At 74.5% G+C, this 14,908-nt stretch carries 13 protein-coding genes and 3 tRNA genes; 7 read left to right on the top strand and 9 right to left on the bottom strand.

Features of this window, described 5'->3' with window-relative positions; translation table 11 throughout:
* The first annotated feature begins 22 nt into the window (after positions 1-22).
* The gene (locus GA0070620_RS12910) at positions 23-1,594 is read left to right on the top strand and encodes a sensor histidine kinase (RefSeq protein WP_231922361.1); all 1,572 of its coding nucleotides are present in this window, start codon (positions 23-25) and stop codon (positions 1,592-1,594) included.
* A complete protein-coding gene (locus tag GA0070620_RS12905) occupies positions 1,591-2,268 on the top strand; it encodes a response regulator (RefSeq protein ID WP_172836423.1) in 678 nt (225 codons plus the stop codon). The genes GA0070620_RS12910 and GA0070620_RS12905 overlap by 4 nt, the downstream gene beginning before the upstream one ends.
* A gap of 6 nt (positions 2,269-2,274) precedes the next feature.
* Here the strand turns inward: GA0070620_RS12905 and GA0070620_RS12900 are convergent, their stop codons facing one another.
* The 5 genes from GA0070620_RS12900 to GA0070620_RS12880 form a co-directional block, all read right to left on the bottom strand.
* Complete coding sequence (locus tag GA0070620_RS12900; RefSeq protein WP_091590482.1) at positions 2,275-3,087, bottom strand: ABC transporter permease subunit; 813 nt, start codon at positions 3,085-3,087, stop codon at positions 2,275-2,277.
* Positions 3,084-4,016 (bottom strand): ABC transporter ATP-binding protein, encoded by a 933-nt coding sequence (locus tag GA0070620_RS12895; protein WP_091590480.1) that lies wholly within the window; start codon positions 4,014-4,016, stop codon positions 3,084-3,086. The genes GA0070620_RS12900 and GA0070620_RS12895 overlap by 4 nt, the downstream gene beginning before the upstream one ends.
* 89 nt (positions 4,017-4,105) lie before the next feature.
* Positions 4,106-4,963, bottom strand: coding sequence for a polysaccharide deacetylase family protein (locus GA0070620_RS12890; protein WP_231922360.1), 858 nt, complete (start codon positions 4,961-4,963; stop codon positions 4,106-4,108).
* 233 nt (positions 4,964-5,196) lie between these two features.
* Entirely contained in the window at positions 5,197-6,411 is a 1,215-nt protein-coding gene (locus tag GA0070620_RS12885; RefSeq protein WP_091590477.1) for a cytochrome P450, read from the bottom strand.
* Between the two features lie 9 nt (positions 6,412-6,420).
* Entirely contained in the window at positions 6,421-7,089 is a 669-nt protein-coding gene (locus tag GA0070620_RS12880; RefSeq protein ID WP_091590474.1) for a class I SAM-dependent methyltransferase, read from the bottom strand.
* 200 nt (positions 7,090-7,289) lie between these two features.
* On the opposite strand from GA0070620_RS12880, the gene GA0070620_RS12875 reads away from it, so the two are divergent.
* A complete protein-coding gene (locus GA0070620_RS12875) occupies positions 7,290-8,150 on the top strand; it encodes a hypothetical protein (RefSeq protein ID WP_231922359.1) in 861 nt (286 codons plus the stop codon).
* Positions 8,151-8,234: 84 nt separating this feature from the next.
* Here GA0070620_RS12875 and GA0070620_RS12870 read toward each other — a convergent pair whose 3' ends face one another.
* From GA0070620_RS12870 to GA0070620_RS12860, 3 genes are all read right to left on the bottom strand, one after another.
* Positions 8,235-11,162 carry a M36 family metallopeptidase gene (locus GA0070620_RS12870; RefSeq protein ID WP_197677589.1) on the bottom strand — a complete coding sequence of 976 codons (2,928 nt, stop codon included), beginning with the start codon at positions 11,160-11,162 and terminating at the stop codon, positions 8,235-8,237.
* A 267-nt stretch (positions 11,163-11,429) separates the two neighbouring features.
* Positions 11,430-12,011: a TIGR03086 family metal-binding protein gene (locus GA0070620_RS12865; protein ID WP_091590469.1), complete on the bottom strand. Its 582-nt coding sequence runs from the start codon at positions 12,009-12,011 to the stop codon at positions 11,430-11,432.
* Positions 12,012-12,073: 62 nt separating this feature from the next.
* Positions 12,074-12,676: a TetR/AcrR family transcriptional regulator gene (locus GA0070620_RS12860; protein WP_091590466.1), complete on the bottom strand. Its 603-nt coding sequence runs from the start codon at positions 12,674-12,676 to the stop codon at positions 12,074-12,076.
* A 298-nt stretch (positions 12,677-12,974) separates the two neighbouring features.
* Here GA0070620_RS12860 and GA0070620_RS12855 point away from each other — a divergent pair.
* The 3 genes from GA0070620_RS12855 (at position 12,975) to GA0070620_RS12845 (ending at position 13,246) form a co-directional block, all read left to right on the top strand.
* A tRNA-Gly gene (locus tag GA0070620_RS12855) sits at positions 12,975-13,047 on the top strand.
* Between the two features lie 34 nt (positions 13,048-13,081).
* Positions 13,082-13,152 (top strand) — tRNA-Cys (locus GA0070620_RS12850).
* A gap of 19 nt (positions 13,153-13,171) precedes the next feature.
* Positions 13,172-13,246, top strand: a tRNA-Val gene (locus GA0070620_RS12845).
* Between the two features lie 68 nt (positions 13,247-13,314).
* Here the strand turns inward: GA0070620_RS12845 and GA0070620_RS12840 are convergent.
* Positions 13,315-13,662 (bottom strand): DoxX family protein, encoded by a 348-nt coding sequence (locus GA0070620_RS12840; RefSeq protein ID WP_091590463.1) that lies wholly within the window; start codon positions 13,660-13,662, stop codon positions 13,315-13,317.
* A 196-nt stretch (positions 13,663-13,858) separates the two neighbouring features.
* Between GA0070620_RS12840 and GA0070620_RS12835 the strand changes: the two genes are divergently transcribed.
* The gene (locus GA0070620_RS12835; RefSeq protein ID WP_157741607.1) at positions 13,859-14,860 is read left to right on the top strand and encodes a hypothetical protein; all 1,002 of its coding nucleotides are present in this window, start codon (positions 13,859-13,861) and stop codon (positions 14,858-14,860) included.
* Positions 14,861-14,908: the final 48 nt, after the last annotated feature.

Below are 14,908 nucleotides of genomic sequence, written 5' to 3'. Positions count from 1 at the left end.
GGTCGTGGGTAGCGTGGCGGCCGTGACCAGGTGGAAGGTGCCGCGCCGGATCCGGCAGGCGATCGCCGACCGGCCGGCCGCCGCGCGTGACGTGCTCCTCTGGGCGGTGGTCGCCGCGCCGCTCGCGTACCCCCGGGTCACCCCGCCCCACTCGTGGCGCTCGCTGTCGCTGCTCGCCGCCGTGCTGCTGGTGGTCGCGGTGGCGGTGGCGGTGAGCCGTCACCGGCCGCTCGCCGCCCTGGTGCTGGTGGTGCTCGGCTCCCTCGCCGACGGCAACTTCGTCTTCGCGATCCCCGTGTTCAGTTACCTGACCGGGCGGCGCAGCGCGACCGCCGGGCCGGCCGCCGTGGCGTTCGCGCTCATCGCGGCCGGTGGCACCGCGCTCAACCTCGGGTTGCTGGGCACCGGCGCCGCGACGTGGTTCCTGCTCGCCTCGGTGCTGCTGTTCGCCGGGGTGTTCCCGTGGCTCGTCGGCCGGCACCGACGGCAGCAGCAGGAGCTGGCGGAGGCCGGCCGGCGGCACGCCGCCGCGCTGGTCCGGGAGGAACGCGGCGTCGCCGAACGGATCCGGCTGCGGGAGCGGGCCCGGATCGCCCAGGAGATGCACGACTCGCTCGGCCACGACCTGAGCCTGATCGCCTTGCGCGCCGCCGCCCTGGAGGTCGCCGCCGACCTGGACCCGCGGCACCGGGCCGCGGCGGGGGAGCTGCGGGCCAGCGTCGGCGCCGCCACCGAACGGCTGCACGAGATCATCGGGCTGCTCCGGGAGGAGGGCGGTCGGAGCCCCACCCGGCCGTCCGACGAGGGCGTCGACGACCTCGTCGAGGGGGCCCGGGAGGCGGGCATGACCGTACGGCTGGAGATGGCGCCCGGCGCGACCGAGTTGCCGGCGCTGGCCGGGTACGCCGCGCACCGGGTGGTCCGGGAGGCGCTGACCAACGCGGCCCGGTACGCGCCCGGCGCGCCGGTCGACGTGCGGCTCGCCCGCACCGGCGACCGGGTCGAGGTGGCCGTGGTCAACGCCCCGCCGGCCGCCGCGCCGCTGCCCGGCCCACCGTCGCACGGCAGCGGGCTGCTGGCGCTCGCCGAGCGCGTACGCCTCGCCGGCGGAACCCTCGACGCGGGCCCGCGGGACGGCGGTGGTTTCGCGGTGCGGGCCCGGCTACCGCTCAGCGCGACGCCCGACGCCCGACCCGGCGACGAGCCGGAGCGGCCGGCGGCGGCCCCGGGGCCGGTCCCGGAGCGGCCCGCCGACGCCGAACGGCGGCTGCGCGACGCCCGCCGGCGGGTCCGGCGCAGCCTGCTCGTGGCGCTCGGCGCGCCGGCCGGGCTCGGGCTGGTGCTGTCCCTCGTCTACTACCCGATGGCGACCGCGGGCACCGTACTCGACCGGGAGACGTTCGAGGGGATGCGGTTGGGCGCCACCCGCGCGGAGCTGCCCGGACTGCCCCGCCGGCAGCTCGACCGGCCGGCCGGCGTCGACCGGGCCGGCTGCGAGTACTACACCGACGGGAACTTCCCGCTGGCCCAGCCCACGTGGCGACTCTGCTTCGTCGCGGGCCGGCTGACGAGCAAGGAGCGGATCAACCAGTGAGCACGGGCAGCACGGCGGAGGGGCCGGTCCGGGTCGTCCTCGCCGACGACGAGGCGATGATCCGGGCCGGCGTCCGGGCCATCCTGGCCACCGACCCGGGCATCGAGGTGGTCGCCGAGGCGGGCGACGGCCGGGCGGCCGTGGAGGCGGTGCGGGCGCACCGGCCCCGGGTCGCGCTGCTGGACATCCGGATGCCGCGGTGGGACGGGCTGAGCGCGGCCGAGGAGATCCGCCGGCTCGTGCCGGACACCGCGACGGTCATGCTCACCACGTTCGGCGAGGACGACTTCGTCGTGCGGGCGCTCGGGAACGGGGCGAGCGGGTTCCTGCTGAAGTCCGGCGACCCGCGGGAGCTGATCGCCGGGGTGCACGCGGTCGCCGACGGCGGGGCCTACCTGTCGCCGCGGGTGGCCCGCCGGGTCATCGAGCTGGGCGGGGGGCGGTGGGCCCGGCGCCCGGCCGCGCGGGATCGCACGGCCGGGCTGACCGACCGGGAACGCGAGGTGCTCGCGCTGGTCGGTGCGGGGCTGTCCAACGCGGAGATCGCGCGCCGGCTGCACCTGGTCGAGGGGACCGTGAAGACCTACCTGACCAGCATCTTCACCCGTCTGGAGGTGCGTAACCGGGTGCAGGCGGCGATCCTCGCGTACGAGGCGGGGCTGGTCGAGCGGTGACCCGCGTCAGGCGTCGCGGCGGCGCAGGGCCACCCGACCCAGCGCGAGCGCGGCGACCGCCCAGCCGGCGAGCAGCAGCAGCCCCACGACCGGCGGGTACGGGTCGGTGTCCCCGGCCAGGAAGTGCCCGCCCGCCACCCCGGGGAAGCCGTCCGCGATCCGGGTCAGCACCGTGATGTCCGGCTCCTGGAGCGACAGCGGCACGATCATCAGGGTGGCCACGAGCACGGTGAGGGTCAGCACCGCGCTGCGCAGCGCGGCGCCGAGGCCCAGGGCCAGCACCCCGACCAGCGCCAGGTAGGCGGCCATGGCCAGCACGTCCCGCGCCGTGCCGCCCGCCGGGGTCGTGCCCCACCGGCCGAGCACCGGCCCGGCCACCAGCACACCGACGCCACCGAGCACCAGCCCGACCCCGAAGGTCACCGCCCCCGCCACCACGGCCTTCGCCAGGAGTACGCGGCCCCGCGACGGCGTGCACTGCAACGTCGTACGGATGGTGCCGCTGGTGAACTCGCTGGTGATCGCGAGCAGCCCGAGCGCCAGGACGGCGTACTGGGTCAGCTCCACCGCCCCGGCCAGGATGCTGCCGACCGTGACGACGCCGACATCGTCGGCCGGATCGTCGTTCGTGTTGGCGTTGGCCGCGTAGATGGCGAGTTGACCGGCGGCGGCCGCGGTCAGCAGCACCGCGGCGAGCAGCGTCCACCAGGTGCTGCGCACCGACCAGAGCTTCGTCCACTCGGCGGCGACGGTGCCGGCGAAGCCGCCGGAGCGGGTGGCGGGTCGGATGGCCGGCCGCGTGGGGGAGAGGACGCTCATCGGGTGTCACCTCCGGCCGGGACGCCCGCGTACTCGACGCTGTCGGCGGTCAGCTCCATGAAGGCCTGTTCCAGCGACGCGCCGTGTGCGCTGAGTTCGTGCAACCGCACCCCCAGCTCGTACGCGATGTCGCCCACCCGGTCGGCGGTGACCCCGGTGACGGTCAGCTCGTCGGGCGCGGCCGAGGAGATGGAGGCCCCGGTCGCGGTGAGCCGCTCGGCGAGGGCCACCAGGCCGTCCGGGTGCGGGCTGCGTACCCGGACCGCGACGGCGCTGCCCGCGATCACCTCGTCGACGGGCGCGTCGACGAGCAGGCGACCCCGGCCGATGACCACCAACTGGTCGGCGGTGAGCTGCATCTCGGTCATCAGGTGGCTGGAGACGAAGACGGTCCGTCCCTCGGCGGCGAGCGACCGCATCAGGTGCCGCACCCAGCGCACCCCGTCCGGGTCCAGCCCGTTGACCGGCTCGTCGAACATCAGCACCCCCGGGTCGCCGAGCAGGGCGCCCGCGATGCCGAGCCGCTGGCCCATGCCGAGTGAGAGCGTACGTCCCGGTTTGGCGGCGGCCCGGTCGTCCAGGCCGACGGTGGCGAGCACCTCGTCGACCCGGCGGGCCGCGATGCCGTTGCTGCGGGCCATGGCCAGCAGGTGGGCCCGTCCGGACCGGGACGGGTGGATGGCCTTGGCGTCGAGCAGCGCGCCGACCTCGTGCAGCGGATGCCGCAGGTCCCGGTAGGCGCGCCCGCCGACGAGCGCCCGTCCGGCGGTCGGACGGTCCAGGCCCAGGACCATGCGCATGGTGGTGGACTTGCCCGCGCCGTTGGGGCCGAGGAACCCGGTGACCCGGCCCGGCGCGATGTCGACGGTCAGGGCGTCGACGGCGGTCGTCGCCCCGAACCGTTTCGTCAACCCACGTAGTGTGATCATGTGTTGACGCTAGGCGTGTGGACCGGTCGTCCACCGTGCCCGAAGGGCACGACCGGCACCTGACTTTGGTCAGCCGGGCGACGGCCCGGTCACGGTACGTAGTCTTCCAGCAGGGCCGGTGTGAGCCCGGCCCGGTGGATCGCCTTCAGCGCCGCGAGGAGGTCGTCCATCAGCGCCGGCCGGAAGTGCATGAGCAGCACGTCACCGGGCTTCACCACCTTCTCCGGCGTCTGGTAGCGCACGATCCCCTCGTTGACGGTCTCGCTCCAGTGGAAGACCGCCTTCATGCCGCAGTCGTACGCGGCCCGCAGGGTGGTCGCGTCCCGGTTGCCGAACGGTGGGCGGAACAGCGTCGGTCGCTTGCCGAACAGCTGCTCCAGCTTGTCGGCCGAGCCGCAGATCTCGTGCTTCTGGAACGCGTACGACCGGCCCGACAGCGAGGTGTGGCTGATCGTGTGGTTCTCGATGACCCCGCCGGCCGCCTCGATCTGGCGGAAGTAGTCGGTGTGCGCGGTGGCGGCGGGCGAGTTCAGGAACAGCGTGACCGGGATGCGCGCCTCCCGGATGAAGTCGATCACGGCGGGCGGCCGGGCGAGCCCGCCGTCGTCGATGGTGATGAAGGCGACCTTCTGCTCGGTGGGCACCCGGAACCGGAACGGCGCGCTGCCGGCCGGCCCGGGCGGCACCGGCTGCGGCGGCGGCGCCTCGGGAAACGTCGGCACCTGGGCCAGGTACCAGTCCAGACTCTTGGGCGCGGGCGTCCCCGAGCGGGACGGCGTGCCGGCGGGTGTCGCGGTCGCGGTCGCGGGGGCCGACGGCGAGGCGGACGGGCTGGGCTGCTGCGCGGCGTGGGCGGTGACCCGGGCGCCGTGGGTCGCGCACGCGGTCAGCGCCAGGAGGGCCAGCAGCGGCACCGCGGCCCGGGCGCGGCGAGGGGTTGAGGGCACGCCCGGAAACCTATCGGGCGAAGGTGAGGATCCTGTCAGCCCGTGCGGTGCCGTGCCGTGCCGTGCCCGCTGCCGGCGCCGGCGCCCCGCCCGCCCCGTCGGTCGGTCACTGCCCGTGCCGGCGCGTGACGCCGCCGGTCGCTGAATCGTCTACGACATCAGCTCCGAAGGATCCGAGGGTGAGCACGAGCGTGCGGCGACGGGCGGCTGAGGACCGGCCGGGCCTCGCCGGATCAGTGCGGAACGCGGGCGGTGGTGAACCGCGGTGCTGCCGGATCCGGCCGCCCGGCGCGGCGGACGACGAAGGCGTCGGGCATGCGGAAGGTGAGGTTGTCCGGGCACCACGGCTCCCGGACCACGGTCACCCCGTCCAGCAACGGCGCGGCCTCGTCGACGACGACCGCGGCCTCCATGCGGGCCAGCACGTCCCCGACGCAGCGGTGCGCGCCCGCCCCGAAGGCCAGGTGCCGGCGCGAGCCGCGTTGGCCCGGGCGGAAGTCGTCGGGGGCGTCCACGGTCGCCGGGTCGCGGCCGGCGCGCGCCAGCCACAGCACGATGCTGGTGCCCGCCGGCACCGGCGTCCCGCCCAGCGTGGTGTCGACGGCCGCGACCCGGCGCCACGTGACGATCGGCGGCTCCAGCCGCAGCCCCTCCTCCACGACGTCGGCCGCCGCGATCTCACCCGCACGCAGCCCGGCCCGCACCGCGTGCTCGCCGGCCAGCCGGTGCAGCAGCAGGGTGAGGAACTGCGAGGTGGTCTCCTGCCCCGCCACCAGCAGGAAGAACAGCGCGCCGACCACCACGTCCGGCGGCTGCCCGGCCGCGCGCAGCCGGGCGGCGAGCCCGTCGCCGGTGGCCGCGAAGTCGCGCAGCACGCGGTGAAACCGGCCCACCTCGGCGGCGAGCGCGAGCTGACGGTCGGCGTCCAGCGGTGCCCAGAACAGCTCCAACGCCGCCCGCGCGAACTCCTTCACCGCGCCGACCGGGGCGTCCGGCAGGTCGACCAGCCGGGCCAGCACCAGCAGCGGCAGGTCGGCGGCGAGCTCCGCGTACAGGTCGACCGGCTCACCGGCGTCGAGGGCGGCGGCCAGCCGGGCGACCCGGCCGCGGACGAGGGCGGTGAGCCAGGGGCGCTGCGCGGCCACCTTGGTGGGGTGCAGCGCGTCCGCGACGACCGTCCGGATCGCCGGGTGACTCGCGCCGGAGTTGTTCGCCAGCGTCGGCGGCAACCGGAAGCGGTGCCCGGCGAGCATCCGCAGCGCCGTCACCGGCATCGGCGTCACCGCGTCGAGCGCGTTGTCCGGCCGGAAGGTGACCGCGTCGGTGAGCACCTGGCGCACCAGCGCGTGCCGGGTGACCACGAGGTGCTCCACGCCGACGTGGTCCGCCACCCGGGCCACGTCCGGCCACCTGTCGTCGGCGACCTGCGCCCAGCTGCGGAACAGCACGGCGACACGCTAGTCGGCGCTCTTGGGCAGCCCGGCCCGCAGCTGCCAGACCGTGGTGCGCTTCACCCGTACGCTCTCCAGCGCCGGGGGCACCGGCACCTCGTAGACGGCCAACTCGTCGAAGCGGTCCCGGGGCAGGAACGCCCGGCCGGGGTCGCCCACCAGCACGCTCCCGCCCGCCCGGGCGGCGCGCAGCAGGAACCGCAGCATCCGCTTCGCCATCGCCTCGCTGTAGAACACGTCCCCGGCCAGCACCACCTCCGCGTCCCCGGCGTCGCCGTCGAGGATGTCGCCGTACTCGGCGGACACGCGTACGTCGTTGGCCTCGGCGTTGAGGGCCACGGCCGCGACCGCCAACTCGTCGACCTCGACGGCGCGGACGGTGGCCGCGCCCGCGCGGGCGGCGGCGATGGCGACCAGGCCGGAGCCGGACGCGAGGTCGAGCACCCGGCGGCCGGCGACCAGCTCGGGATGGTCGGTCACGTAACGGGCGAGACCCTGGCCGCCCGCCCAGGCGAAGGCCCAGAACGGTGGCGGCCGGTCGCTGCGGAACTCGCCCTCGGTCAGCTCCCACAGCCCGATCGGCTCGTCCGCCTGGTGCAGCAGCACCTCGGGAACGAACGCGACCGGGGCGAGGCGGGCGTGCAGCCGGACGAAGGCGGTGGAGAGTTCGGACACCCGGCGATTCTCCCTGACCGCTGCGGCCCCGCTCGCGGGACGGTCGAGGTCGTCGACGAGCGCCGGGTGACACCTCGGTCACCGGTTCACCACCGTACGTGAAATGCACCCCCGCGCTTGGCGCTCGGTGCGAACACACCCGTCTGGTCCGGCCCCCCGCCCGCTCCTAGCGTTCGGAAGGGACGCGAAGAGGTGAGGTGGTGGTGATCGTGTGGCGGTACGCGCTGCGGCTGGCGGCGGTGGTGGTCTGCCTGACCGGCGTGGAACTCGCCCTGGCGGGGCGGGCGCAGGCGGCCTTCGCCACCCAGTTGAGCGGCCTTCCCGAGCGCTTCACCGGCGGCGACCAGGTCCGGACGGTCTCGGCCGTGGTCTCCCGGACCGACCGGGGCGGCTGCGTGAAGGTCCGCTGGTCGCTCGTGGTGACGGTGGAGGGCATCCGGCTGGACCAGGTGCGGCTGGACCGGGTGGAGGAGACCGGGTCGTTCCCGCTGGACATCCGCACCTCCGGTGACGTCGCCCGACTGACCGACCGGCAGCTCGACCCGGGTGCGCTCTGCCCGAACCGCACCGTGACGGCCCGCTACCGGCTGGCGTTCGCGGAGAACATCGGCACCGGCCGGGTCACCCTCGCCGCCGAGGCGTACGACGCGGGACTGCGGCTGCTCGCTCGCCAGACGGCGACGCGGGCCGTGGTCGGCGCGGAGGCGCCCGCGACCGGACCGGCACCCCGGCCGACGCCGACGCGGCCGCAGCCCACGGAGCCGGCGAGCGTCGAGGAGGAGGTCACGCCTCCGGGACCGGACGCGACCTTCGACGAACCGGCCGCCGGGGTGCCGGTGGCCGGTGCGGGCCGGCCGGTGTCGGCCGCGGGTGGCTTCGGGGTGGTGCAGGCCGGATTCCTGATGGGCGGGCTACTCGTCTTCCTCGGCGTGGGCCTGTTGCTGCGGATGCGACACCTGACCCGCGCCACCGACCCGGCCCCGGGCGGTGAGGTGCCGCCGGTCGGGGCGGGCTGGGAGACGCCGGCCCGACGCGACCGCCGGCGATCGGCCCGCTGGTGACCGACGCCCCCGGCGGCCCGGCCGGGGGCGTCGGTGGTGAGGAGGGTCGGGGCCGGCGCGGGGTGGCGCCGGCCCCGACCGCGTTCACTTCGAGAACGCCTGGAACTCCGCGATCCGGACCTGCGTACGGGCCGGGCTGGCGGTGGCGCAGTCGGTCGTGGTCGCCGGGTCGTCGTCCTGCTCACCGGCGTACGCCGGACCGCCCGTGCACTGGCTGTCCAGCACCTCCAGCCGCAGGTGGGTGGCGAGGGTGGTCGGCACCCGGAACTCCCGGAGGTTGATGTCCCGGGTGTAGGCCCGGTAGGCGCCGCCCGGGAAGGCGTCGTCCGCGCTGGTGTAGATGCGCTGCCAGTGCGCCGGGTTGGCGCAGTCGGTGGTCTTCGCGTTGCAGGCCAGCACCGCGAACGACCGCAGCGCGCTGAGCGCGTTCTGGCTGCCCGGGTCGGCATCGCCGGTGATCGCCGGGCGGAGCATGCCGCTCACGTTCACCCGCTTCACCACCTGCGGCGCGTCGCCGGCCAGCGCCACGGTGACCTGCTTGCCGGCCACCCCGTCCAGCGAGGCCCAGTTGGTGGCCTCGGTGTCGTCGGCGATCCGGTCCAGGTTGACGCCGTCGCCACTGATCGTGGCGCCGGACGCCGTGGACGCCAGGTTGCGGCTCATCCGCAGGTCGACGTAGCCCTTGTGCCCGGCCTTGGCGACGACGTCGAGCCGCTGGTGCCCGAAGCCGGGCGCCACGGCCAGCAGGTCGTACGTGCCGGCCACCAGCTCCACCGTGTCCGGCAGCGGGGTCGCCGGGTCGGTGTCCGCGATCGGGGTGGCCCGCGCCTCGTACGCCCCGACGTAGAGCCGGATCGGCGCGTCCTCGCTGTCCCCGCGGGGCCGGAGCGTGAACGTCGCGTTGCCACCCTGCGGGGAGGCGAAGCTCGGCGTCGGGTCGGTGTCGCCGGCGCCGTTGGTGGCGGCGTCGCGGCCCATCCCGGAGCGGGCGAACTCGGCCCAGATCAGGTCCTGGTTCGCGCCCCCGAAGCGCAGCAGGTCGGCGGTGAGCATGTTGTCGCGCATGTCGAGCATGCTCACCTGGCTGGCCGCCTGGAGCAGGAACGAGTCGAAGACGAGCTGGGACCAGCGCCGGTTGCCCGGGCACTTGTCGGCCGCCACCTTGCCCTGCGCGCACTCCAACTGCCGCTGCGGCGTGCCGAGGCCGTAGCGCTTGACCAGCGCGGAACGCACCCGGAAGTTGGTGGCGCTCCAGATCTCGCCGTCGGCGTGCACCGCCGGCCCGCCGGTGTTGTAGCCGACGTCCGAGTAGTTCAGCGGGCTGCGGCTGAAGTCGTGGTTGCGGATGCCGCTGACCAGGTTGCCGGTGACGTATCCGCCGGTGATGAACGGCGTCTCGCCCGGCGGGCGCAGACCGTGCTGGTACAGGTACTCGGCGGCGAGCAGGTCGCTCCACGACTCACCCATCGACCCGCCCTGGTGGCCGCCGATGCCGCTGTCCGGACCGGCGATCATCCGGTTGCTGATCGCGTGGGTGTACTCGTGGCCGATCACCGTCATGTCGTAGTCGCCGTCCACGCACGGCGGGTACGGGCCGCCGGCCTGCGGCTGCCACAGGTACATGTTGGTGGTCGGCGGCAGGCCGTCGCGCGGCGTGCCCTGGTTGGCGTTGTTCCGGTTGCCGCTCAGCGCGCCCTGCTGGGCGCGGCCCTGCTCGGCGTCGTTGCCGAGCCCGTTCGGCGTCAGGTTGACCGCCTGGAGGTTCCAGGCCGACTCTGTGAAGCCCAGGTGGTAGGCCCAGTCGTGCATCCGGTTGTGCATGGCGAAGAGGTTGGCGATCGCGGCGTCGGCGTCGTTGCGCTGCGCCGAGGTGAACACCTCGGGGTTGCACTTCGCCTGGTGCCACTGGTCGGTGAAGGGGTACTCGTAGCGGCGCTCCGGGCTGGTCGTGGCCGGTACGGCCGGCGCGCCGGCGCCCCAGGAGACCACGGTGTTGGCGGAGTTGCCGCGGGAGGTGAAGGTCGGCGCGCCGGTGGTGACGTCGACGTCCCACGCGTTGCCGCTGGCCGGGTCACGGAACGCGGCCACGCAGCCCGGTGCGGGGTCGGCGCACCAGCGGACCCGTGGGTCCTGCCCCGGCCCGAGGTCACGCGGCGGGGTGGCCGGGAAGACCGCCCAGCTCGGGTTGTCCGAGTCGAAGTCGACCAGGTCCTCCCGGACCAGCACCTCCCCGGAGATCCCGTCGACGTAGGTGGTGAACGCCGCCGGATGGTCGGTGTCCGAGCCGATCAGGGTCACCTCGTACGCGCTGCGCGGCCCCTGCAGCGGCGTCGGCACGGCCACGGTCCGGACACTGTGGCTGGCCACGCCGGAGGCGTCCAGCCCGGCGTCGGCGAGCGCCGCCGCGTACGCCTGCTCGGCGGTGAGGGTGGCCGGCGCGGGTGGCGCGGAGTCCCGGGAGAGCGAGGAGCTGACCGAGAGGACGTTGCCGTCGGCGACGGCGAGGGTGACCAGGCCGTCGTGCCCGGCCGGCAGGTCACCGAAGCGCTGCCGAAGGGTGACCACGGCGCCGTCACCGATCGGGCGGACCAGCAGCCGCTCCAGGGTGGCCACCGTGGCCGCGTCCAGCCCGAAGAGGTCGCGGTTGGCGGTGAGGTAGGCGCGGGCCGCGGCCTCCGGGTCGGCGGGCAGCCCGGTGGCCAGCGGGGTCGTGCCGGGGCCGAGCGCGTGCGGCGTGCCCAGCTTGTTCCACCGGACGGACGGGTCGGCCTGGCGGGCGAGGCCGCGCTGGTGGGCGCTCGGCGCCGCCGAGCCGGCCCGGTTGTCGACGTCGGCGTGCTGGTGCCCCTCGGCGAACGGGCCGGACCGCCGCTCGGTGGACGGGCCGGCGGGTGGAGCCGCGACGCCGGCGCCGGTCGGCAGCAGCGCGGCGACGACCGCGGTCGCCGCCAGGACGGGGATGAGCCGGCGTCGGCGCCGGCTCATCCAGGGTGACCACTCCGGGTGTGGCACAGGACCTCCTCGTGGGAGCGGGATGACCGGCGTTCCGCCGGCCGCGCAGCGCGGTGACGCATGCCCATCTGTGGATATCAGCCCGCCCGGTCGGGGACAAGGCCCACGGCTGCGGGGATGCCGCGATCGGGCAGGCCAGAGCGTCGCCGCGCCGGGGCGCGCGGTCGGCGCCGGCCGTACGCGACGCGCGGTTCGGCCCGCAGGGGGCCGCCCGGAGGCGACGGGGTCGCGTCCGGGCGGGTGTGGGTTCGGGGTGCTCGTCGGAGGTCAGTCGGTGGGCGCCCAGTCCGGGTCGCGGCCGAAGGCGGCGATGAGCCGGTCCTGCTCGTCGGTGTCCGTGGGCAGGTCGACGCCCGGCTTGGTCAGCTGGCCACGCCGGTAGTCCTCGGCCCGCCCGGCGAACCAGCGCGCACACTCGCGGACGGCGTCCGGGTCGAATCGCGGGTCGGCGCCGATCGCCACGGCCAGGTCCCAGCCGTGGACGATGTGTTCGGCGAGGAGCTGGTGCAGGTATTCGGCCGCCGGGGTGTCCCCGCTGGAGAGGTGCACGTCGGCGTCCAGCACGCCGGGACGACTGGCGGCGATCTCGGCCTGCGCGGCGGTGTCGCGGGCCGCCGCGATCGGGTCGGCGCCGAGCTGGTCCCCGTCGAGGCGGTCGCCGACCTCCTCGACGGTGCGGCCGGCGAGCAGCGGAACGCTCCACCGGCCCTCGCTCACCACGTGGTTGACCAGCGTGCGCACGTCCCAGCCGGGACAGGGGGTCGGGTCGGACCACTGGCCGGGCCCGACCTGGTCCACCCGGTCGACGAAATCGGCCAGGCTCCGGCGGTACGCCTCCAGCAGGTCCATGCGCCGATTGTTCCCGTCCGCCGGTGCGGGATGAGCGTTTTTGCGCGCTTCGCCCGGATGGGTCAGTCGAGCACGGCCGGGTCGAGCCCCAGCTCTCGGGCGATGACGAGGCGCACCCACTCGGTGAACTGCCGCCGGGAGATCACCCGGTCGTGCACCGCCAGCTGCACCGCCAGGCCGTCGACCACCGCGCTTATCCGCCAGGCGGCACCGTCCGGGTCGGCGCACTGGAAGGTGCCCTCGCGGACGCCGTCCTCGATGACCTCGGCGAGGTCCTCGCGCCAGCGCAGGTCCAGCCGTCGCGAGACCCGCTCCATCTCGGGCGTGCGCAGCGACTCCGACCAGCCGTCGATCCACATGGACCAGGAGGTCGTGCGCCCGGCGGGAAGGTAGAGCTTGATGATCTTCCGGAGCTTGGTCAGCGGTGGGGCCCCGGAGCGGACCACCGCGTCGAGCCTGGCCAGATCCTGTTCGACCGCGTAGGCGAAGGCCTGGGCGAGCAGGCGCTCCTTGGTGGCGAAGTGGTAGAACACGAGGGCCTGACTCACCCCGGCCGCCTGCGCGACGTCGGCGGTCCGGGTGTTGGCGAGCCCGCGCTCGGCGATCACGTCGCAGGCGGTGCGCAGCAGGGCATCCAGGCGGATCTCGGCCGCACGTCTTGTCACGACGGTTACCGTAACCCATCGGGACGAACACGGGCAGTTACCGCAGCGCTCAGGTCGGGCCGGATGGCAGTCGGAAGCCGGACAGTTGTCGGTCGCTCGCGTCCAGCACCCTTCGCGTTCAAGGCGAGCCGAGGTGGTCCAGGCCATCCTCCTAGGAAGCCGTACGGCGAGTGGTGACCCACCCCCCTGGGAAATCGGCTGAACGGGACGACGGACGCGCCGAGGGTCACCCCGAGTTGGCAACCGTTCGACCGCTCGGCTAGAGTTTCCATCCGTCACCGGGGAACACCGGTGGCACGCGGACGTAGCGCAGCTGGTAGCGCATCACCTTGCCAAGGTGAGGGTCGCGGGTTCGAATCCCGTCGTCCGCTCGGAGCTGCCGCCACGCATGACGGGGGCAACCTCGGTGGGGTGGCCGAGAGGCGAGGCAACGGCCTGCAAAGCCGTGTACGCGGGTTCAAATCCCGTCCCCACCTCAAGCACAACCACAGACTCGGGCGATTGGCGCAGTGGGAGCGCGCTTCCTTGACACGGAAGAGGTCACTGGTTCAAACCCAGTATCGCCCACCACCCGCAGGTCAGAAGAACCCGTTACCGGGATCCCGGTAACGGGTTCTTCTGTAACTGCTCGACTTCTCCTACTGCCTTCCCAGCGCCAGGACCAGGGCCGCCACGGAGACGGCGAGGAACACGCCCGGCCCGACCAGTTGACGGGAGCCCACCCGCAGGTGGGCCCCGATCGCGCCGACGAAGTACAGCACGAGGCCGGCGGCGGCGACGATGCCCAGCACCGGCACGGCGATCCCGATCAGCAGTCCCACCGAGCCCGCCGCCAGCACCAGGCCCAACACCGGCCCCCAGGACTGCGGCAGCCGCTTCATGTCCAGTTGGGCCTTCGGATAGGCGTGACCGATCAGGTAGGTGACGGCGGCGCTGCCGGTGAAGACCGCGGCGACGATGGTGACGGTGACATAAGCAGCGAACATGAAGATTCCTTCGAGTGGGGGAAGGTGGGAGGCTCCCTGGTAGGTCGGCGTAGCCAGGTGGGATGTGACGTGCTGTGACCGGCGTCACTCTCCGTCCACCCTGGACCGAGGTGTCGCGCCCGCCCGTGCCCTCGCCACCGGAGACCTCCCCCGATGTGGGGATCCGGACGACGCGGGACCCGCCGATCCTGACGGTGTGCACAGTCCATCGAGGAACAGGCTCGCGGTCGGCGCATCGGTGTGGCAGGCGATCTACGCCCTCGTGCACCTCTGGTGGGCCGCCGCCGGCACGCCCCGCTCGCTGGCGGATTCGTACTTCCCGAGTGGATGGCTGCCGATGGTCATCGGGGTGGCGGCGTTCGCGGGGTGCGGGGCCGTCGCGGCGGGCGCCCGCCGTCAGCTCGACAGCACGGCGCGATACGCCATCGCGGTCCTCACCGCCGCCGCCGGTGTCGCGATGTGCGTCTACTCCTTCCTCTTCCCGGTCATGGTGGCGTCGGTCCTGTTCGAGGACGTCACCACCGAGACGGTGGTACGGCTTCTGGTCAGCGGCGGCGGCGCCGCCGGTGGGGTCTTCTGCCTGGTCCTCGCGGCCCGGGAACGACGTGCGGCGGCGGCGCCGCGCGGGCCGGTGCGCGGCGGGCCACCGGCGGACCGGAGCCGGAGTTCGCCCGGCTGGGCCCGGGGCGGTGCGTACCTGGCCGTGGCCGGCTACCTGGCTCGGATGGTCGTATGGCTGGAGGAGGCGACAGCGGGCACGTGGCCGTCCGCCGCGAGCCGGGACAACGGAACCTCCACGACCGCCCTGGCCGTCTTCCTCGGACTGATGAGTCTGGCCGGCACGCTGCTGCCGCTGGCGCTGGTGCACCGCTGGGGCCGTCTGTGGCCGGCCGGGACGGGTCCGCTGCGGGGGCGGGCGGTGCCGCGATGGTCGGTGCTCGGCCCCGGCCTGTTCATCGGCGCGAGTCTGACCGCGTACTTCGGCATCGTCGGCCTGAGCGCCTGGATCCGTGGCGACATCCGCGGTCCGTTCCCCCGGCTGCTGATGGAGCTGGGCGGCTACACGCTCTGGGGCGTCGGGCTGCTCGTGGCGTGCGCCTCGTACTCCGCCCTGACCAGGCCAGCGCCCTCGCGTGCCGTCAACGCCCGGGCGGTCGCTGTCCCGGTGGCCGACCCGGACGGGAGGCGCGACGGCTGACCCGCCGACCGCGATTCGCCGCGCAATTCTTCCGGTTGGCGTCGCCAT

It is taken from the genome of Micromonospora krabiensis, from assembly GCF_900091425.1.
Taxonomy (GTDB): domain Bacteria; phylum Actinomycetota; class Actinomycetes; order Mycobacteriales; family Micromonosporaceae; genus Micromonospora; species Micromonospora krabiensis.
This window is presented reverse-complemented; position numbering and strand designations above follow the sequence as displayed.

Coding starts and splice junctions, on each gene's coding strand:
- GA0070620_RS12865 (WP_091590469.1), bottom strand. CDS start 12,011: ATGGACCTGCTGGAGGCGTACCGCCGGAGCCTGGCCGATTTCGTCGAC.
- GA0070620_RS12900 (WP_091590482.1), bottom strand. CDS start 3,087: ATGAGCGTCCTCTCCCCCACGCGGCCGGCCATCCGACCCGCCACCCGC.
- GA0070620_RS12895 (WP_091590480.1), bottom strand. CDS start 4,016: ATGATCACACTACGTGGGTTGACGAAACGGTTCGGGGCGACGACCGCC.
- GA0070620_RS12840 (WP_091590463.1), bottom strand. CDS start 13,662: ATGTTCGCTGCTTATGTCACCGTCACCATCGTCGCCGCGGTCTTCACC.